Here is an 18,133-nt window from a genome sequence, read left to right on the forward strand (position 1 = left end):
ACGGCATAGCTTCGCTTAACGCATAGCGTCTGGTAGAGAAGCCGTTGGCACAGCCTCTCGTAGAGAAGTATTGAAAATTGGAAACTCTTAACAGTGATAGAAATTTTAGTTATGGGTCAACAGTCCATTTAAAAAAAGATGTTTTTTGAAAGGCACAGCGCTCTTAAATTCGGTGTCCTTGTTACAAACCCACGGCTTTTAAAGCGTGGGTTTTCCAATTTCCAATTTCCAATTCCCAATTCCCAATTCCCAATTCTCAAATTTCATTGATTAATCATTGCTATTTTTAGATTTACGTTGCAATTGTTTTAGTGATTGATACATATCTGGCAGGCGACCATAAACAGCACATACCTTGAGATATAGTTTGTAAGGAAGCGCTGGAGTTCCGCAGACAACTTCTCCTGGTGCAACATCGTTGTGAATTCCAGTTTGAGCAGATGTCATTGCTCCATCTCCTATCTTCACTTGATTGACTATTCCTGTTTGTCCAGCTAAAATCACGCGATTTCCCAGTTGAACACCTCCCGCCATACCAACCTGACCTGCGATCGCACAGCCAGAACCAATTTTGCAACCATGACCTATTTGCACTAAGCTGTCAATTATTGTATTGCGACCTACCCGTGTTTCTCCGACGGCTGGGCGGTCAATACCAGTGTTGCAGCCAACTTCCACGCCATCTTCTAAGACTGTATAGCCCGATTGTTCCATTTTGAACCAACCAGTCCGGGTAGGAACAAAACCAAAGCCTTCTGCACCAATGACAGCACCACTGTGAATGACGCAATCTGCACCGATGCGGGTGCGTTCATGGATGGTACAGTTGGCGTGTAAGGTGGTGCGATCGCCAATTTTAGCATCTGGATAAATCACTACGTTGGGATGAATAATTGCGCGATCGCCAATTTCTACGCCTTGCTGAATCACAGCATGGGGGCCAATATAAACATCGTTACCCACTTTTGCGGTAGCGTGAATCACAGCAGTGGGATGAATTTCTGGGATGGGGCGATATGGTTGGTAAAAAAGTGCGATCGCTTTGGCAAACAATAGTCGCGGATCTGAGGCTGCTATCCAGACAATACCTCTCTCTTGGGCAACCAACTGTAATTTTTCGTCTTTGGGCAAAATTAAAGCAGTAGCATTGGTTTTGCTGACAAAAGACCCAAATTTTGCCCCTTCTACATAGCTGAGAGTACCAGTGGTAGCTTCATCAATGGCTGCTACCCCTGTAATTTCTGGATCATGGTCTGGGTTGCTAGTCAGGCTATGATTAGTGACGGCATCACCAAATTGGCGGAGAATTTCGCTAAATTTCATTGTTGGGTGTGTTCAAAATTGATCTACAAAGGATGGTAGCTTTATTTTTGTCGCTTTGTACTAGCTAGATAATTAGTTAAAATCCACAGGATTCAGATCCCCGACTTCTTTGAGAAGTCGGGGATCTTATTGGCTACATTATTTTTGATAAGTTCGTAGTAAGGACTTTAGTCCTGATTTTTTAAGCACTAAAGTGCTTACTACTAACTCTCTTAAGCTGTCTGACTAGTCGCCATTGCTATCCCTGCTAAATACCCAGTTGTCCAAGCACTTTGGAAGTTAAACCCACCGGTAACGCCATCAATATCTAAGATTTCTCCGGCAAAATAAAGACCAGGAATTAATCTACTTTCCATTGTCTTGAAGTTGACTTCTTTTAGCTTAACGCCGCCACAGGTCACAAATTCTTCTTTAAAGGCTCCTTTGCCGTTGATTAAGTATTGTCCCTGAGTCAGTTCTTGTATCAGTTGATTTAAGGTTTTACTAGATATTTCTGCCCAACGGTCATCTGTAGCGATGCCTGCACGGGTAATGATATATTGCCAGAGACGATGTGGGAGTTCAACGCCGCGATGCAATGCGATCGCTTTCTTACCCCACTCATCTTTAACTGCTAAAACTTTTTCTCGCACTTCTTCTTGTTCCATCAGGGGCAGCCAATTAATCGATAACTTGGCTTGATAGCGGCTTTCGTGTAGAACTCTCGCACCCCAAGCAGAAAGCTTCAAAACAGCCGGGCCACTCAAACCCCAGTGGGTAATTAGCAATGGCCCAATTTGTTGTAATTGGGATTTTCCGCCCGCAGATAGCCGCAATTGGGCAGGGTTAACGCTAACTCCAGCTAAAGCCCGCAATTGCGGATCGGCAATATTGAAGGTAAATAACGAGGGTACTGGCGGTTCAATTTGATGTCCTAACTCTTGGACAATTTTATAACCCACAATGCTGCTACCTGTGGCAAGAAGTAGGCGATCGCATTTAATCGTCTCTCCCGACTTCAGAAGAACATCAAAACCCCCATCTGCTGAGGTTGTCACCGAAGTTACGTGTGTACCTATACGGAGTTTTACCCCAGATTTCGCCACCGATTTAATTAGACATTCCACAATGGTTTCTGAAGTGTTGGTGACAGGAAACATCCGGCCATCAGCTTCAGTTTTGAGATAGACTCCACCAGCAGCAAACCAAGCTACTGTATCTTGAGGGCCAAAGCGAGTCAAAGCACCCCGCAAAGCTTTTGCACCTCTGGGGTAATTTTGGACTAACTCTTCCGGCTCAAAGCAAGCGTGAGTCACGTTGCAGCGTCCACCACCAGAAATTAGGACTTTCGCCAGTGGTTGACGACTGGCTTCGAGTAAAGTAACTTCGGCATCAGGATTGGCTTTAGCACAAGCGATCGCGCCAAAAAATCCCGCAGCCCCACCCCCAATAACTACAATTCGTAACGGTAGCAAGTTCTAAAATTTCTCAATAGCACGTACTTTACTAGGCTAGCTGTTATCTTTACTCTTCAACTAGTTCAAATTCATCTTTTGTTGCACCACAGGTTGGACATAACCAATCATCTGGTATATCTTCAAAAACTGTTCCCGGCGCTATATCGCTATCTGGATCGCCTAATTCTGGATCGTATTCATAGCCGCAAACGGTACATATATACTTTGCCATGTTCCTTTCCCTTAGTAAATTGTTGGCATTGCTTCCCTATTAAATACTTCTACGGGTGAGTAATAATAGCCACGCTACAATTCTTAAACGAGAATAAATATATACCCTTGAGGAAAATTTTCCAGATTATGAGGAATCAGATTACAAGCGCCACCAAGTTCTTTGGGCGTAACTGATCAGCCCGATCGCGATCGCTCCTAGTAACAGTAGCAAAATTATTCCACCTGGAATAAAAGTGAGAATACCAAAACCTCTCAGTACCCAGATAGCGACGCTAACGCCGAGAAGCATACCAAAAATCTGGATTAATCTACGATTTAAAGAAGATTGACTCACTTAATTTTCCTCTCAATTCAACAGACATTACACTTGATATTGACAATTAAAATATGAAGTTACGATGAAGTTTCCGTTTCATCAAAATTAACACACAAAAATCAAGAGATGCGATCCAGACTTTGGGTTGACATCCTCAACGACCTAAAAGCGCAATGCTTTAAAGCATTGCGTGAAGCACGGGGTTTTAGACCCAATTCTTTGGTAAGGTGCTTGATATTAGATCGTGTTTGTGCCATTCTAGCCGTTAAGAACTTAGTTTTTGATTTATAAATATTCCTATTATCAAACCCACTTAAGTATCAATTATGTTAATTGTGATAAGAACTACAGCTTTTACAGTAAAGTAACTGAAATAATTACCAAAAGCTCACCTTTCCGGAAAGGATAGGTATTAAACTGGAACTAAAATTTAATAAGTTAGAGCTTAATCAAGTTTTATAGCTTGGAGTTTCAACTTTATTTAGGTGGATGAGTTGAGGAGTAACAAAAATCATGATGTCTGCGTCTTATATCTCAGACTCAATTATTGCAGGTTCAGATATGGCTTGGAGTCAAGATAAGCAAAAGTTGCTGGTACAGGGTGAAATCTTAGTAGAAACGCGATCGCACAAAACCTGTGGTGGCGCGGTAACAGCTTGGATGTATTTGCCGATGGTGCGATCGCAAGTTTGGCAGCAATTAACCGATTATCCCCGGTGGGTGCAATATTTTCCTGATATCACTAAAAGCGAGATATTACATAAAGGCGAAGTTAAGCGCCTATATCAAGCAGCACAAAAAGCGTTTTTCTTTTTCACGGCTCAAGTCGAAATTTACCTCAGCGTTGTAGAGGTGTTGGGGCAACAAATCCAATTCCGCATGGAAAAAGGGACTTTTGAAGATTTTAATGCCTATTTAGAACTCCAAGATTGCGGTAACGGCACGTTGCTTGCTTATACTGTGCAGGCTACACCTCTAATTCCCATTCCCTCAATATTCATTCAACAAGCAATGAACTTTGAGTTACCCGCAAATATGCGTAAAATGCGACAAGTAATTTGTAAGCAGTAGGTAATTGGGAATTGGGAATTGGGAATTGGGAATTGGGAATTGGGAATAGTGTAGTTCAATGACTTGAAAAGCACTGTAAATTTGGGAAGAGTTTCACAAAAAACGCAAAGACGCATTTGCTTAATAGCGTCTTTGCGTGAGATAAGGGACTTACAATTAAAAAACATCCAAAAATCCTCTATCCTCTTAATTTCTCCGTGCCCTCTGCGCCTCTGTGGTTTGTTTTCTTAGAAATCCCTAGTAGCTGAATTAGCTGCTAAACACCTCAATGGGTAAGCGACTAAAAGAAAGACGCTCATTTTGCACATCTACAAAGATGGTGTTGCCATTGTTGAATTCACCGCGCAAGATGGCTTTGGCAATTTGAGTTTCTAACTCGCGCTGAATCGCCCGCTTCAGTGGACGTGCCCCATACACAGGGTCATACCCTACTTCTGCTAAAAAGTCAAGTGCAATATCCGAGAGTTTGAGAGATATTTTGCGATCGCACAATCTTTGGCGCAATCTCTCTACTTGTAACAGCACAATCTGCCGCAATTCCTTCTTATCTAAACCGTGGAAGATGATAATTTCGTCAATCCGGTTGAGGAATTCTGGACGGAAGCTATTCCGCATCGCCTCCATTACCCGGCGGCGCATTTCGTCGTAGTGGGCGTTATCTCCGGCGACATCAAGAATATATTGCGAACCGATATTGCTAGTCATGATGATAATAGCGTTCTTGAAGTCCACCTTATGACCTTGGGCATCAGTGACACGACCATCATCAAGAATTTGCAGGAAGATATTAAATACATCGGGGTGCGCTTTCTCAATTTCATCGAAGAGAATCACTGAGTAAGGACGGCGGCGAATCGCTTCTGTAAGTTGTCCCCCTTCTTCGTAACCCACATATCCTGGAGGCGCACCGATTAACCGCGAGACGGCGTGTTTCTCCATATACTCAGACATATCGATTCGTACCAGCGCTTCTTCGCTATCGAACATAAAGCCCGCCAGCGCTTTCGCCAACTCGGTTTTACCCACACCTGTCGGCCCAAGGAAAATAAAGCTAGCGATGGGACGATTGGGATCAGCTAGTCCAGCGCGCGATCGCTGAATAGCATCGGCTACAGCTGTGACTGCTTCTTCTTGTCCAATGACACGGTGATGTAGTTCATCTTCTAAATGCAGCAGTTTCTCTTTCTCAGATTCCACCAACTTGCTGATGGGAATTCCTGTCCATTTAGAAATAATTTCGGCAATATCACCTTCTGTAACTTCTTCCCGTAATAGTGATTTACCACTTCTTTGAGCGCTTGCCAATTCAGCTTCTACTGCTTCCAATTGACGATGCAAATCGGTTAATGTACCATATTTTAACTTTGCAGCCTTTTCAAGTTCGTAGTCACGTTCTGCTTGCTGAATCTCCAAGTTAACGCGTTCAATCTCTTTTTTAACCGACGAGATTTTGTCAATAATACCTTTTTCAGACTGCCATTGAGTATTTAGCGTTCTTTGTTCTTCTTGAAAATCCGCAATTTCTTTTTCTAGTCTATCTAGACGTTCACGAGAAGCGGCATCGCTTTCTTTTTGCAGAGACAACTGCTCCATTTGCAATTGCAGAATCTTGCGGTCGATTTCGTCGAGTTCTTCTGGTTTGGAGGTAATCTCCATTTTCAGTTTAGCAGCCGCTTCGTCTACTAAATCAATAGCTTTGTCAGGTAAAAAGCGATCGCTAATATATCGACTGGACAATATAGCTGCTGCAACTAAAGCACTATCAGAAATCGTCACACTATGGTGGGTTTCATAGCGTTCTCTCAACCCACGCAAAATCGAAATAGTATCTTCTACACTGGGCTGATCGATATAAACTTGTTGGAAGCGTCTTTCTAGTGCAGCATCTTTTTCGATATGTTTGCGGTATTCATCCAGAGTTGTCGCCCCAATACAGCGCAATTCACCCCGCGCCAACATTGGTTTTAATAAGTTACTAGCATCCATCGCGCCTTGGGTTGCACCAGCGCCGACAACGGTGTGAATTTCATCAATAAATAAAATAATCTTGCCGGTAGATTCAGTAACTTCTTTCAATACTGCTTTCAGGCGTTCTTCAAATTCACCCCGGAATTTTGCCCCTGCAATCAAAGCACCCATATCTAAGGAAATCAACTTGCAGTCTTTGAGTGACTGAGGTACATCACCTGCAATAATGCGCTGTGCTAATCCTTCGGCGATCGCAGTTTTACCAACACCCGGTTCACCAATTAGCACAGGATTATTCTTGGTACGGCGAGAGAGAATTTGCACAGTCCGACGAATCTCATCATCTCGCCCAATAACTGGGTCGAGTTGACCTTTCCGGGCGGCCTCTGTGAGGTCACGTCCATATTTTTCCAGTGCTTCATATTTGCCTTCTGGATTTTGATCGGTCACTTTTTGGCTCCCCCGAACTTGTTTAATAATATCTTTTAGCTTGCCTTCGTCTAAACCGAATTCTTGGAATAAAGCTTTGCCAAAACGGTCATCTTTGGCATAACCCAGCAATAAGTGTTCAATTGAAATATATTCGTCTTGAAACTCCTTCCGATACACGTCTGCTCGATCTAGCAGTGTATCTAAACTGCGTCCCAAGTATACTGAGGTACTATTACCCGATACTTTCGGCTGACGTTGAAAAAATTGTTCGGTGCGATCGCGCAGTTTTTGGAGGTTAACACCCGCTTTGGTGAGAATACCAGTTGCTAGACCATCTTGTTCTAGCAGCGCTTTCATCAGGTGTTCGCTTTCAATCTGCTGTTGTAGATATTGTTTAACAATATCGGGGGTATGGGCGATCGCTTCCCAGGCTTTTTCTGTAAATTGGTTAGGATTAGTAGGTTGCATAGGCTTTTTCAGGAACGTAGAGGTGCAGCAGCTTGTCAGAGGCTACCACCAGAACACCAAGTCAATAAAATTTCTGTTCTCACATAGATATTGTAAGAAGAGTGGCGCGATCGCCTAGATCGGTGTTCACGTCTTGAAAAAGTGGTATTTTCCCCTAGTTCCGATTTTCGTACATACGATTCTTGTTTATTGCACTTAACGCAATACCTTAAGTTGAATTAAATCAAAAGGATTTTGGGCGTTGCTGGGCCTTAGTGGATGCTGAAAATGATTGACCCCTACGACTTTGAGTTTAATGATTTTGACTTTGAGGATGAGGATTTCTTGAAAATAAAACCCATCAGCCAAATGACTGAAGGGGAAAAGCTACAGCGATTCAAGCGGTTCTTCGACAGCAGCAGCCGTGCGATCTTGCAAAACTGTCTATTTCACATCGTCAATGACGAAGATGGTACAGGTACGTTAGAAATTCTTTGCCCTAATGAAGTTGTAAGACAACGCCTTTCTAAGAAAAAGCGCAAAATCACCAACAACATCAACACCTGCTGGAGCCATATCAGATGGTTTTCGCTATGCGTCCAGCAAGATAATGAGTTGGATTGCCAGAAGTTTACCCGTAACGGTGATTTAGTGACATCTTAGCAGTGAGGGAGATGAGGGGGATGAGGGGGATGAGGGAGAAATAAGTAATGCCCAATGCCCAATGCCCAATGCCCAATAAATAATAAATGACTAAAAAACAAAAATTTCCTTACCTAGTTGGTTCTAAGTGGACGGCACAGCAGAAAGTTGATGGTTGGAGACACTTCCAAGTTGTCAATCGGAAAAATCAGACTAAGTGGGTTTATGCCGAAATGGTTGCCGCTTGCGATCCTAAAGTCCGTTTTTGGATAAATGCCAAATTATTACAAGATAACTCCCAGTGGCAAGCTGGCTGGCAAACATTACAGGAAATCTACGAAATTCAAACTGAGGTGTCCTGATTTTCCTCGTTCACTCGTTCCCAGTCAGAGACTGGGAATACCCATTAAGAGGCTCCGCCTCCTTCACTAGCGCAGCCGAAAGATTTTAATAATCTTAGAGAATATTTAGTAATTTAATAATATTTTACAAAATCACACTAACTCACTCTCAAGCAGCAATTAAGTGGTTCTCTCTACAGATTAAAAACTGCCAGATTATCTGCGATACCTTCGGTGAGCTACGCTAACGCAAATTCCATTACTATTTCCAGCATCAGGCTAGATATACTCTCTTTACCCTTACCACTGCGCCCCAATCCCCTGAAAACAGGTTGGAAGAACATCACCTAATTCTATGAAAACCATTCAAAAAAGCCAATCTAAACTTTTTGTCTTTTGTAACTCTTTTTATAAAGGTAAGTAATAAAAACTGTTTATAGATAACTTTTAGGTCTAAATATGACTTTTAAGGTAATAAAAGCCAAAATAAACATAATTAAGTTCTAATTCACCCGATAAAACCGTTTTATAAATTAAGGGCCACTTTCTTTTCTATGTAATTTGCCCAATAATGACATCAACAGACCTCACGCATCGCCATCTCAGGAAAGGTGAAGGCAAATGTTTGAGCCACAAGTTTGAAAAAAAGCTATAAGAGGGAAACAACAGTGAAACTAGCAGTCTACGGAAAAGGTGGTATCGGTAAATCCACAACTAGCTGTAATATATCCGTCGCCCTAGCTAAACGTGGCAAGAAAGTGCTGCAAATTGGCTGCGATCCAAAACATGACAGCACCTTTACCCTGACTGGGTTTTTGATTCCCACAATTATCGACACCCTCCAAGAAAAGGATTATCACTACGAAGATGTCTGGCCTGAAGATGTAATTTATAAAGGCTACGGCGGTGTGGATTGCGTAGAAGCCGGTGGCCCACCTGCGGGTGCTGGGTGTGGCGGCTACGTAGTCGGTGAAACCGTAAAATTACTTAAAGAACTCAACGCCTTTGATGAGTACGATATAATTCTTTTTGACGTTCTGGGTGACGTAGTTTGTGGTGGTTTTGCAGCACCACTCAACTATGCAGATTACTGCCTGATCGTTACAGACAACGGCTTTGATGCTTTGTTTGCTGCCAATCGGATCGCCGCTTCAGTCCGCGAAAAAGCCCGGACTCACCCACTACGTTTGGCAGGGTTAATTGGCAATCGCACCTCCAAGCGCGACTTGATTGAAAAATATATAGAAGCTGTGCCCATGCCAGTTTTGGAAGTTTTACCTTTGATTGAAGATATCCGTGTTTCCCGTGTGAAAGGCAAGACTTTGTTTGAGATGGCAGAGCAAGATCCTTCCCTAGACTACGTTTGCGACTACTATCTCAGCATCGCCGACCAAATTCTAGCGCGTCCCGAAGGTGTTGTACCTAACGACACACCAGATCGGGAGTTGTTCTCTTTGTTATCCGATTTTTATCTAAATCCGGGTAAACCCCAGGTTCCTAATTCACAAGAGGAACTAGACTTGATGATTGTATAAATCACCAAGTTCTCAGGATGGGGGACAATAATATGGCTTTCTTTCACAGTTTTACGGATTCGATAAAGCAAAAGTGGTTGCAATTTTTCCAGAATAATCGAGACTGGATTACCCTGCACATGGAAGTGGAATCAGTGTACACCCCTGATGGCGGGAAGCGGCCACCTTCTTACCTCATCCTGGGAGTTCTTAACGCCCTAGAGCCAAAGCTAGCGCAGTTAATGTTGCCCTTTGCCAAACTTAATCCTGATGCCGATACCCTGATTGAGGTGCTGGATTTGCATTTTGACCCAGATTTCGCTCTCGGTAATCGCTTCGCTATCAACCCAGATGTAGAGAAATACGTAGAAGAAGCAGCAGATATCATTGACGAAAAGCCTGAAGATGAAACATTGACACATGCTCATACCAATGGCTTTGCGGCGGTGGCGGTAGTTCAAGAATTCGCAATCCTGGATTCTGAGGATGAAAGCCTGGAAATCAGTGAGTTGGAAGAAATCGAAAATGACTTTGGCGATATTTCCTTAACCAACGGACACGCTTCAAAAGATGAGTCTCTCGAAAGCTCTGGTTTAGAAGCAGATGAGTTTGGGGAAATTGCTTTTGATACAACAGCTGCAACGGAAGTAAAGCTGGATGAAGAAGCGCTTGAAGATAGCCCAATAGATGAGAATGCGTTTAAAGACGTGTTATCAGATGTCTGGGGTGATGAAACAGCTTTGCAAAAGGCTGAAGAAAGTAACGATTTTTTAGGGGAAGAACTGCCAGCAGGCGTTTTTGATGAATCAGAAATTGCCCGTCTCTTCCCCAACGCTTAATTATTGCCGTTCTTCGCAATTTTAAGTTTTAGATTTGGGGTTTTGGATTAGAAGTTAGGGAAATTGTCGTTAGGCAGAGGATACTTTTGTTGTCCCAGTCTTTAATCCAAAATTATCAATTTAAAATCTAAAATTCGTCGATCTGCCATTAAATATCAAGGGGAGAAAAACCAAAATGACTGTCGCTCAACAACCAGAAGCTTTAAGCTTTGAATGTGAAACTGGAAATTACCATACCTTTTGCCCTATTAGCTGCGTGGCGTGGTTATACCAAAAAATTGAAGATAGCTTCTTTTTGGTGATTGGGACAAAAACTTGTGGCTACTTCCTGCAAAATGCGATGGGGGTGATGATTTTTGCTGAACCCCGCTATGCAATGGCAGAGTTGGAAGAAGGCGATATTTCGGCACAGTTGAATGATTATGAAGAATTAAAGCGGTTGTGCTTGCAAATTAAACGCGATCGCAATCCTAGTGTAATTGTCTGGATTGGCACTTGCACCACCGAAATTATCAAAACAGATTTGGAAGGTTTAGCGCCGAAGCTAGAATCTGAAATTGGGATTCCCATCGTAGTAGCGCGGGCAAATGGTCTAGATTACGCCTTCACCCAAGGGGAAGACACTGTTTTAGCAGCAATGGCTAACCGTTGCCCTGATAAGGCTCCTGTGGCGGAAACTGAGAAAATTGAACGGAATGCGATCGCTAAATTGCTAAACTTCGGTAAGAAGAAAGAAGATGTCGCCCAAGAAGAATCTGAATACGTGGTTCATCCACCCTTAGTTCTCTTTGGCTCCCTTCCCGACCCCGTAGTTACTCAGTTAACCTTGGAACTGAAGAAACAAGGCATCAAAGTTTCCGGCTGGCTACCCGCGAAGCGCTTCACAGAACTGCCAGTCCTGGAAGAAGGGTATTATGTCGCTGGTGTCAACCCCTTCCTTAGCCGCACAGCTACAACCTTAATGCGCCGCCGCAAGTGTAAACTCATTGGCGCACCCTTCCCCATTGGCCCCGATGGTACCCGCGCTTGGATTGAGAAAATCTGCTCGGTGTTCGGTATTACTCCCAAGGGTTTGGATGAACGGGAAGCACAAATTTGGGCAGGTTTGGAAGATTATGTGAAACTGATTCGCGGTAAATCTGTATTCTTCATGGGTGATAACTTGCTAGAAGTTTCCCAAGCAAGATTCTTAATCCGTTGTGGGATGACAGTTCACGAAATCGGCATTCCCTACATGGATAAGCGCTATCAAGCTGCTGAGTTGGCGCTGTTGGAGAAAACTTGCCAAGAAATGAATTCACCCCTGCCAAGGATTGTAGAGAAGCCGGATAATTACAATCAACTTCAACGGATTTATGAGTTGAAACCAGATTTGGTAATTACTGGTATGGCTCACGCTAATCCGTTGGAAGCACGCGGTATTAATACTAAGTGGTCTGTAGAATTCACCTTTGCTCAAATTCACGGCTTTACCAATGCGCGTGACATGTTAGAGTTGGTGACTCGTCCGTTGCGTCGGAATAATAATTTGAAAGATTTGGGTTGGGATAAGTTGGTGAGAGAAGAAGCGAAGATTTAGATTTGGATTTGGATTTAGCAACAGCATGTAATTAAGGCGAACCCAAAAAGTTCGCCTTTTTTGTCTCACAAAGGCGCAAAGGAAGATCGCCTAAAAATAGTTACAATCAGGTGGATATCGCTAAATCATAACTTAGAGAAAATTTAACCATTAGAGTTAATTATGCTTAAGCTCAATCCACAAAAGCTACCATTTCTAGAGTCTATTGGTTGGCAGCTAAAAAATGTATATCAAATGAGTGAGAAAGAAATTGTTCAATTGTATCAACGCAATTGGCATCATCAAACTACCTTCAAGAATTTAAAACAAGAAGAAAAGGATTTTGTTCATTATTTAGCAAAAAAATATAACTCCTGGATATTACCGGATTTTGAAATGTTTCATCTCGATCATCATAATAATATACTTAAAATCCTTAATGCTTTCAATCCAGAAGTTTTCAAAAAAGCTTCTGCATACTTTGGCGGTGGTACTCTCTTGGCGTTAGAATATGATGAATACAGGCTTAGTAAAGATATTGATTTCCTCTTCCCTTATGGAATGGAAAATTATAGGTATTTAAGAAATTTGATTTACGATGAAGGAATTGTGGCATTATTTCAAAGTACAACAGATATCGAATTAGGTGACAGTACAATAAATCAATATGGTATTCGTTTCCTTGTTGTAGTCAATGAAACAACTATTAAAGTAGAAATTGTAGCTAATGGGATTTTTACTTTAGACCCTCCTATTTATCCAGAATGGACAAAAATACCTTGTCTGAGTATAAGCGATAGATTTACATCAAAACTAATAGCTAATGCTGACAGATGGAACGATTCAAGTACACAATCTAGAGATTTGATTGACTTAGCAATATTGCGTGTAAATAACGAAATCCCCGCAGGTGCAATTGCTAAAGCTGAAGAAAGTTACGAAGTAAAAAAGCCATTAGTTAAAGCCATCACTAACTTTACTCAAAAAGAAAAATATAGAGATAAATGTTTTCATGAGTTAAACATACCTGAAGAAAAATTTCCAATAATAATGGATGGAATAAATTGGCTTTTTGTTGACTTTGAATCTATGAATTAAAGTAATTTAAAATGCAATCATGACTACCAAAGGAGCAAGAATTTATTATTATTGATATACGTAATGGAATTATTTTAAAACCTAAGAAGCTTTTTCCAAAAACTAAATTAGATGATGTAGCAGGTTGTTTAAAATATCAAGGAAAACCTAAAACCCTTGAGGATATGGATAATGCAATTCGCCAAGGTATAGAGGAATCATAATTTAAAAGTAGAAAACTGGTTCAAACCTGATTAAAAAAGCTAACAAGTTTCTATTCCCTAACTCCAGAACTCACCATGACTCAAAAAACCTATCAACTCCCCCTAACCTTCGAGCAAATTCTTAATCTTGTCCTACAACTTCCCGCACAAGAACAAGAACAACTTATTCAAGAAATAAAGAAAACCTCTTCAAATAATAAAGATGAAAATTTACTTAGTGTTTTTGACAGAATCGGCAGAAATGCTCAAGCTAAAGGATTAACCGAAGAGACTCTAGAAAAATTACTCGCCGATGAATCATAAACTAATTGTCATTGACACAAATGTGTTAATTAGTGCTGCTCTAAGTCCTAATGGAACAGCCCGTAAAGCCCTAGATAAAGTCTATAAAGAATTTAAAATTGCTCAAAGCGATGAAACTTATCAAGAATTAAACACACGAATTTATAAACCTAAGTTCGATAAATATATCTCAGATGAAGACCGACAAGATTTTTTGAACATAGTTAAAAAGTACAGTCAATTTATAGAAATAAAATCTCAAATAAACACCTGTAGAGATCCAAATGATAACAAATTTTTAGAACTTGCTAAAGATGCCAATGCAGAATTTATAATCACAGGAGATCAAGACCTTTTATCACTCAAGACCCTAGCCGAATATCAAAACCAGATTATTACTCCCAGAGAGTTTCTTGACCTTAATTAATTCATCTTTAATCCTGTAATTAGTTCAGATGGAAGGCTGTAACTATAAAGGTTTGGATGGAATTATGTAGATTAATTCTGCGCTGTCTGGTTTAATTTCTGTAGACGGAGTTAATTTAAGCCAATCATGAAAGCTGATTCCTAATTTGGATATTGCTTGTACTTCTGTTTGGTAAGATTCAAAGCGGCGATTGGTTTCAATCATAGATTCCATTACTGCCAAAGTTTTAGGAAGACGTGCGTAAATCTGCGGCTTAGGATCATCCCAAATTGCTTTACCTACCCAATCTATCTCGGAATCCCAAATTGCGCCTGGTATTGATTGTACCCACTTCGAGTTATTCGGGTCTTGAGCCAACATGAATAGATTCATCCGTTGCATATCGAAGACTGCATTTTCATCCAAGGTTGGATCGAGCCATTGATAAATTCGGGTTAATCTCCGCAAATCAATCTGACCTCTGAACTGAGGCTGTAAGTAAACTGCTGGATTAAAAGTAAGCAGAAGCTTAACATATTTCTGAATGCGAGAACCAATAACTATCGACCCTTCTTGAAAGCGACGAAGTGCTGTATCATGTTCCTCTAATTCTAAATAACAACGAGCTTCAGCTAAATAGGCTAAAGATAAAGTCAGCAGATATTCATCAGCAATTTGGCTTTTTTGCTCAATTTCGATATCTGTGTATTCAGTATAAATATGCTCTGCTTCTAAAAAGCGGTTAATGGCTTGTAGTGCGCTGCTTCTTCGATTTTCAGTTTTGGTCATCGTAAAGGCATTAGTTGCTAATTCGATTGCAGCACGAAAATTAGCATAGAAACTAAGATCGATTTTACGATTAATGTTATTTAACAGTTTTTGCGCTTGTTGTAAGCGTTGTTCTAATTCTTTAAGCCGTTGTGCTATTACAGCAAAGCCTATAACTGAGACACCAAGGTTAAGTATACTGACTGCACTAGTTACCTGCAAAATTTCTTGAGTTAGTTGCACACTTCGCCCAAGTTCCCCTAACTGATTTACAGTAGAATTATTTGGTATCTGCTCCCGTAACCAGGTAACGATATGTTTGCTTCCTACTTCTCTAATTACACCTCCAACTCGTTCAAGAGTTCCATCTTTTAGTCCTTTGACAATCCAATCAGCAAGCATAAAGGTTACTGTTACTGGTAAACTCATAATCTTCTCCTAATTACTAAAATATTTACACTTTACTCAGTATTCCCACATTGATGTGTTGTTTAACAATTCAGCTAATACTAATGTGAGTTCTATTCTGTCTAATAGCGATGTCTCCGACGGGCTGTTCGGTGTCGCAATTTTTAACAAGAAGATGCAGAGCGATCGCACATACAAGCGTTGAACGAAGCTTGAAACCCGCTCTCAATTAGGAAATTGCAGATGAGAGAGCGATCGCACTCTCATCTCAGTCAGATACAGTTAGAATATGGTAATAAAGATGCGAGTAAATAAAAATTATGCTTAGTGGAATTAAGCAAAAGGCTATTGTCGGAAAAGATGGCAAAATTGAACTGTCTACAACTGAATTACCAGAAGGAACTGTTGTAGAAGTTATTGTGTTAATTGAAACACAAACCGAAGAAGATGAAACTACCTATCTTCTGAAATCAGAAACTAACAAAAAACATCTACTCACAGCTTTAGAAAATGTAGAAGCAGGAAACCTAGTTTATATTGATTTAGATGAATATGAAAAAAGTTGCCTTTGAGCCAGAAGCTTTTGAACAATTAGGTCAGTGGGCAACAGAAGATAAAAAAATCTTTAAAAAAATATTAGAACTGATTAGAGATATACAAAGAGATCCTTTTGCAGGGATAGGGAAGCCAGAACCATTAAAATATGAATTACAAGGTTACTGGTCAAGGCGGATTACAGATGAACATAGATTAGTTTACAAAGTGGAAGAAGATTTGTTGATTATTTTGACTTGTAAATATCATTATGAACAATAAACTTTATTGAGTGGGGATATTTTTTTAGTTAAGGCGATCGCACTTTTTAACCAGAAGATGCAGAGCGCTCGCAGATACAAGCGTTGAACGAAGCTTGAAACCCGCTCTCAATTAGGAAATTGCAGATGAGAGAGCGATCGCAGATACAATCATAAGTAAAAGGTAAGCTGGTAGAAAATGACTGAAATTGTCACCCTTCAACTGCCTGAAATCCTGGCACAAAGAGCAAAGGAAATCGCTGCTTTCACACATCGGCGACTTGAAGATGTATTACTAGAATGGATTGATCGCGCTATTACCGAACTACCTCTGGAGTCTCTACCCGATGAGCAGGTTTTAGCTATCTGCGATATGCAGATGGAAACTCAGCAGCAAGAGGTTTTCAGTGAGTTGCAAGCACGTCACCGAGAGGGACAGCTGAATGATGCAGAAGTTCTTCAACTAGATGAACTCATGCAGGTCTATCGACGTGGCTTAGTAAGTAAAGCAAGAGCCTTAAAAGTGGCTGTTGAACGCGGCTTGAAACCCGCCCTTAATTAATAATAATGGCCCGCTTTTATATTTCTGTAGAAATAGAACGTCGTGTCCGCACTACTGCTAGAAATCGCTGTGGTTATTGCTTAAGTCCTCAGCGTTTAGTAATGGCACGTTTGGAAATTGAACATATTATTCCCATATCTAAAAATGGTAGCAATCATGAATCAAACTTGTGGTTAGCTTGTCCCCTGTGTAATCGCTATAAAAGTGATAAAACTACAGGATTAGATCCAGATACGAACGAAATTGTAAAGCTATTTAACCCTCGTAACCAAGTCTGGCTTGAGCATTTTGGCTGGACTGAAGATGGTCTGCAGATTTTTGGCAAAACACCAACTGGTAGAGCAACTGTTGCAGCCTTACATTTGAGTGATGACGCAGATGCACTAGAAGTTCGCAGTTATTGGGTACTTGCGGGTTGGCATCCTCCAGAGGATTGAACAAACCACAGATGAGAGAGCGATCGCTATTTTTAATAAATTCAACTAACTAACAGCAAAATCTGTATATTTACGCACAGATGGTAATTGAAAACCTAAAACAATATCCTCTTTTGGTACACCTAATTCAACCAATTCATTAGCAATCCCTACCTCTGTCCCATCTTGCTGAATCCAGATTTTCTCGTCAATAATATCTAGATGGAGAACAGGCCCATATATGCGGTCTTGATCGTGCCAACCTACATAAACTAATTGATAATGATCGTGTTCTGTATCATAAATTGTCTGTGCTTGAATGCGATTATCCCAAACAATACTAGCGTGTTGTTGAAGTAAATTCTTAATATACTGTCGATATTCGTCTAGCTTTGCCATTGGTCTATTGCCTCCTGTTCAATATTATAAATTAGTAAACAGAGTTGATTAATTTGAATAACAGATTGGATAAATGGAAGTATAAAAAACTCATTGTAAACAGTACTAGGAACTGCTAAATATAAAGTGCGATTGGCTTCTTTTTTTTGTAAAGCAATTCGGTAAATAATAAATTGCCCTAATGCAGCATAAAGTTCTGTAATTTTTGAAGGACTCAAAAAACTTTTAATTTCAACAGCTATTTTTTGTCCTTGTTTTTCGGCTGCAATAACTTTTTCTGCTCCTAAATCAATATATAGCTCAAGAGTTCCCGCCTGGAGAGCATAAGGATCGTGAGTAATTAACCACCCTTCTTTCTCAAGTGCTGTTTTGACAACTGCATGAAAAGCATCTTTAGCAGACACAGGTTTAATTCCAATTTATGGCGGTGCTTGATTTAAGAATTTCTATTTCAAGAATACATTGACAACCTAGCGAAACAACAATTTGAAGTCTGCTTCTTTAAGAATGAGCAAAAGTCATAAAGGAAAATATCATTCACAGCGCCGAACGATCATCTATTTTTCCTATCTTCAATTCCCAACTCCCTAATTGCATACTTCTATGTAATCAGAAGTATCTACACCAACCTAAACAACTCCCCTGACAGGTTAAACTAGGTCTGGTAACAGCTGCT

General features: G+C 40.7%; 22 protein-coding genes and 1 pseudogene. 15 read left to right on the forward strand and 8 right to left on the reverse strand.

Annotated features, from left to right (window positions below; all coding sequences use genetic code 11):
* Nucleotides 1-270: 270 nt before the first annotated feature.
* The 4 genes from lpxD to V7K98_RS15060 form a co-directional block, all read right to left on the reverse strand.
* A complete protein-coding gene (gene lpxD / locus V7K98_RS15045) occupies nucleotides 271-1,323 on the reverse strand; it encodes a UDP-3-O-(3-hydroxymyristoyl)glucosamine N-acyltransferase (RefSeq protein WP_335023108.1) in 1,053 nt (350 codons plus the stop codon).
* Between the two features lie 212 nt (nucleotides 1,324-1,535).
* A complete protein-coding gene (locus tag V7K98_RS15050) occupies nucleotides 1,536-2,777 on the reverse strand; it encodes an NAD(P)/FAD-dependent oxidoreductase (RefSeq protein WP_335023110.1) in 1,242 nt (413 codons plus the stop codon).
* A gap of 49 nt (nucleotides 2,778-2,826) precedes the next feature.
* Complete coding sequence (gene rd, locus V7K98_RS15055) at nucleotides 2,827-2,991, reverse strand: rubredoxin (protein ID WP_335023112.1); 165 nt, start codon at nucleotides 2,989-2,991, stop codon at nucleotides 2,827-2,829.
* 141 nt (nucleotides 2,992-3,132) lie between these two features.
* Nucleotides 3,133-3,327, reverse strand: coding sequence for a hypothetical protein (locus V7K98_RS15060; RefSeq protein WP_322641475.1), 195 nt, complete (start codon nucleotides 3,325-3,327; stop codon nucleotides 3,133-3,135).
* Nucleotides 3,328-3,435: 108 nt separating this feature from the next.
* Between V7K98_RS15060 and V7K98_RS15065 the strand changes: the two genes are divergently transcribed.
* Both V7K98_RS15065 and V7K98_RS15070 read left to right on the forward strand, forming a co-directional pair.
* Nucleotides 3,436-3,600, forward strand: coding sequence for a hypothetical protein (locus V7K98_RS15065; RefSeq protein WP_335023115.1), 165 nt, complete (start codon nucleotides 3,436-3,438; stop codon nucleotides 3,598-3,600).
* A 225-nt stretch (nucleotides 3,601-3,825) separates the two neighbouring features.
* Nucleotides 3,826-4,380: an SRPBCC family protein gene (locus V7K98_RS15070; protein WP_335023433.1), complete on the forward strand. Its 555-nt coding sequence runs from the start codon at nucleotides 3,826-3,828 to the stop codon at nucleotides 4,378-4,380.
* A 249-nt stretch (nucleotides 4,381-4,629) separates the two neighbouring features.
* Here V7K98_RS15070 and clpB read toward each other — a convergent pair whose 3' ends face one another.
* A complete protein-coding gene (gene clpB, locus V7K98_RS15075) occupies nucleotides 4,630-7,248 on the reverse strand; it encodes an ATP-dependent chaperone ClpB (RefSeq protein ID WP_335023117.1) in 2,619 nt (872 codons plus the stop codon).
* A gap of 267 nt (nucleotides 7,249-7,515) precedes the next feature.
* Between clpB and V7K98_RS15080 the strand changes: the two genes are divergently transcribed.
* The 9 genes and pseudogenes from V7K98_RS15080 to V7K98_RS15120 all read left to right on the forward strand — a co-directional run bounded on the left by V7K98_RS15080 (nucleotide 7,516) and on the right by V7K98_RS15120 (nucleotide 14,131).
* Nucleotides 7,516-7,890 (forward strand): hypothetical protein, encoded by a 375-nt coding sequence (locus V7K98_RS15080; protein WP_335023119.1) that lies wholly within the window; start codon nucleotides 7,516-7,518, stop codon nucleotides 7,888-7,890.
* 86 nt (nucleotides 7,891-7,976) lie between these two features.
* Nucleotides 7,977-8,231, forward strand: a complete 255-nt coding sequence (locus V7K98_RS15085; protein WP_335023121.1) for a TIGR02450 family Trp-rich protein — start codon at nucleotides 7,977-7,979, stop codon at nucleotides 8,229-8,231.
* Nucleotides 8,232-8,878: 647 nt separating this feature from the next.
* The gene (gene bchL, locus V7K98_RS15090; protein ID WP_334861642.1) at nucleotides 8,879-9,745 is read left to right on the forward strand and encodes a ferredoxin:protochlorophyllide reductase (ATP-dependent) iron-sulfur ATP-binding protein; all 867 of its coding nucleotides are present in this window, start codon (nucleotides 8,879-8,881) and stop codon (nucleotides 9,743-9,745) included.
* 32 nt (nucleotides 9,746-9,777) lie between these two features.
* Nucleotides 9,778-10,563: a DUF5331 domain-containing protein gene (locus tag V7K98_RS15095; protein ID WP_335023123.1), complete on the forward strand. Its 786-nt coding sequence runs from the start codon at nucleotides 9,778-9,780 to the stop codon at nucleotides 10,561-10,563.
* Nucleotides 10,564-10,738: 175 nt separating this feature from the next.
* A complete protein-coding gene (locus V7K98_RS15100) occupies nucleotides 10,739-12,142 on the forward strand; it encodes a ferredoxin:protochlorophyllide reductase (ATP-dependent) subunit N (RefSeq protein ID WP_335023126.1) in 1,404 nt (467 codons plus the stop codon).
* A gap of 162 nt (nucleotides 12,143-12,304) precedes the next feature.
* Nucleotides 12,305-13,219 (forward strand): nucleotidyl transferase AbiEii/AbiGii toxin family protein, encoded by a 915-nt coding sequence (locus tag V7K98_RS15105; protein WP_335023128.1) that lies wholly within the window; start codon nucleotides 12,305-12,307, stop codon nucleotides 13,217-13,219.
* A 35-nt stretch (nucleotides 13,220-13,254) separates the two neighbouring features.
* Nucleotides 13,255-13,422 (forward strand): annotated as a pseudogene (locus tag V7K98_RS15110) (AbrB/MazE/SpoVT family DNA-binding domain-containing protein); the annotation flags it as partial.
* 75 nt (nucleotides 13,423-13,497) lie between these two features.
* Nucleotides 13,498-13,725: a hypothetical protein gene (locus tag V7K98_RS15115; protein ID WP_335023130.1), complete on the forward strand. Its 228-nt coding sequence runs from the start codon at nucleotides 13,498-13,500 to the stop codon at nucleotides 13,723-13,725.
* A complete protein-coding gene (locus tag V7K98_RS15120) occupies nucleotides 13,715-14,131 on the forward strand; it encodes a putative toxin-antitoxin system toxin component, PIN family (protein ID WP_335023132.1) in 417 nt (138 codons plus the stop codon). Before V7K98_RS15115 ends, V7K98_RS15120 begins: the two co-directional genes overlap by 11 nt.
* A gap of 42 nt (nucleotides 14,132-14,173) precedes the next feature.
* Here the strand turns inward: V7K98_RS15120 and V7K98_RS15125 are convergent, their stop codons facing one another.
* Entirely contained in the window at nucleotides 14,174-15,307 is a 1,134-nt protein-coding gene (locus V7K98_RS15125; protein ID WP_335023134.1) for a hypothetical protein, read from the reverse strand.
* A 299-nt stretch (nucleotides 15,308-15,606) separates the two neighbouring features.
* Here V7K98_RS15125 and V7K98_RS15130 point away from each other — a divergent pair, with 299 nt between their 5' ends.
* From V7K98_RS15130 to V7K98_RS15145, 4 genes are all read left to right on the forward strand, one after another.
* Nucleotides 15,607-15,858, forward strand: coding sequence for a hypothetical protein (locus V7K98_RS15130; RefSeq protein WP_335023136.1), 252 nt, complete (start codon nucleotides 15,607-15,609; stop codon nucleotides 15,856-15,858).
* Entirely contained in the window at nucleotides 15,839-16,102 is a 264-nt protein-coding gene (locus V7K98_RS15135) for a Txe/YoeB family addiction module toxin (RefSeq protein WP_335023138.1), read from the forward strand. The genes V7K98_RS15130 and V7K98_RS15135 overlap by 20 nt, the downstream gene beginning before the upstream one ends.
* Before the next feature lie 177 nt (nucleotides 16,103-16,279).
* Nucleotides 16,280-16,642, forward strand: a complete 363-nt coding sequence (locus V7K98_RS15140) for a hypothetical protein (RefSeq protein ID WP_335023140.1) — start codon at nucleotides 16,280-16,282, stop codon at nucleotides 16,640-16,642.
* Between the two features lie 5 nt (nucleotides 16,643-16,647).
* A complete protein-coding gene (locus V7K98_RS15145) occupies nucleotides 16,648-17,079 on the forward strand; it encodes an HNH endonuclease (RefSeq protein ID WP_335023141.1) in 432 nt (143 codons plus the stop codon).
* A 45-nt stretch (nucleotides 17,080-17,124) separates the two neighbouring features.
* On the opposite strand, the gene V7K98_RS15150 is transcribed toward V7K98_RS15145, so the two are convergent.
* Together V7K98_RS15150 and V7K98_RS15155 are read right to left on the reverse strand one after the other, a co-directional pair.
* Complete coding sequence (locus V7K98_RS15150; protein ID WP_335023143.1) at nucleotides 17,125-17,457, reverse strand: XisI protein; 333 nt, start codon at nucleotides 17,455-17,457, stop codon at nucleotides 17,125-17,127.
* Nucleotides 17,445-17,861: an element excision factor XisH family protein gene (locus V7K98_RS15155; protein ID WP_335023145.1), complete on the reverse strand. Its 417-nt coding sequence runs from the start codon at nucleotides 17,859-17,861 to the stop codon at nucleotides 17,445-17,447. The genes V7K98_RS15150 and V7K98_RS15155 overlap by 13 nt, the downstream gene beginning before the upstream one ends.
* Nucleotides 17,862-18,133 lie beyond the last annotated feature (272 nt).

The organism is Nostoc sp. (assembly GCF_036917435.1).
In the GTDB taxonomy this organism is placed as follows: domain Bacteria; phylum Cyanobacteriota; class Cyanobacteriia; order Cyanobacteriales; family Nostocaceae; genus Nostoc.

Excerpts from the sequence above, each read along its gene's own strand:
- lpxD (WP_335023108.1), bottom strand. The coding sequence starts at position 1,323 with ATGAAATTTAGCGAAATTCTCCGCCAATTTGGTGATGCCGTCACTAAT.
- rd (WP_335023112.1), bottom strand. The coding sequence starts at position 2,991 with ATGGCAAAGTATATATGTACCGTTTGCGGCTATGAATACGATCCAGAA.
- V7K98_RS15065 (WP_335023115.1), top strand. The coding sequence starts at position 3,436 with ATGCGATCCAGACTTTGGGTTGACATCCTCAACGACCTAAAAGCGCAA.
- V7K98_RS15070 (WP_335023433.1), top strand. The coding sequence starts at position 3,826 with ATGTCTGCGTCTTATATCTCAGACTCAATTATTGCAGGTTCAGATATG.
- clpB (WP_335023117.1), bottom strand. The coding sequence starts at position 7,248 with ATGCAACCTACTAATCCTAACCAATTTACAGAAAAAGCCTGGGAAGCG.
- V7K98_RS15080 (WP_335023119.1), top strand. The coding sequence starts at position 7,516 with ATGATTGACCCCTACGACTTTGAGTTTAATGATTTTGACTTTGAGGAT.
- V7K98_RS15085 (WP_335023121.1), top strand. The coding sequence starts at position 7,977 with ATGACTAAAAAACAAAAATTTCCTTACCTAGTTGGTTCTAAGTGGACG.
- V7K98_RS15095 (WP_335023123.1), top strand. The coding sequence starts at position 9,778 with ATGGCTTTCTTTCACAGTTTTACGGATTCGATAAAGCAAAAGTGGTTG.
- V7K98_RS15100 (WP_335023126.1), top strand. The coding sequence starts at position 10,739 with ATGACTGTCGCTCAACAACCAGAAGCTTTAAGCTTTGAATGTGAAACT.
- V7K98_RS15105 (WP_335023128.1), top strand. The coding sequence starts at position 12,305 with ATGCTTAAGCTCAATCCACAAAAGCTACCATTTCTAGAGTCTATTGGT.
- V7K98_RS15115 (WP_335023130.1), top strand. The coding sequence starts at position 13,498 with ATGACTCAAAAAACCTATCAACTCCCCCTAACCTTCGAGCAAATTCTT.
- V7K98_RS15120 (WP_335023132.1), top strand. The coding sequence starts at position 13,715 with ATGAATCATAAACTAATTGTCATTGACACAAATGTGTTAATTAGTGCT.
- V7K98_RS15125 (WP_335023134.1), bottom strand. The coding sequence starts at position 15,307 with ATGAGTTTACCAGTAACAGTAACCTTTATGCTTGCTGATTGGATTGTC.
- V7K98_RS15130 (WP_335023136.1), top strand. The coding sequence starts at position 15,607 with ATGCTTAGTGGAATTAAGCAAAAGGCTATTGTCGGAAAAGATGGCAAA.
- V7K98_RS15135 (WP_335023138.1), top strand. The coding sequence starts at position 15,839 with ATGAAAAAAGTTGCCTTTGAGCCAGAAGCTTTTGAACAATTAGGTCAG.
- V7K98_RS15140 (WP_335023140.1), top strand. The coding sequence starts at position 16,280 with ATGACTGAAATTGTCACCCTTCAACTGCCTGAAATCCTGGCACAAAGA.
- V7K98_RS15145 (WP_335023141.1), top strand. The coding sequence starts at position 16,648 with ATGGCCCGCTTTTATATTTCTGTAGAAATAGAACGTCGTGTCCGCACT.
- V7K98_RS15150 (WP_335023143.1), bottom strand. The coding sequence starts at position 17,457 with ATGGCAAAGCTAGACGAATATCGACAGTATATTAAGAATTTACTTCAA.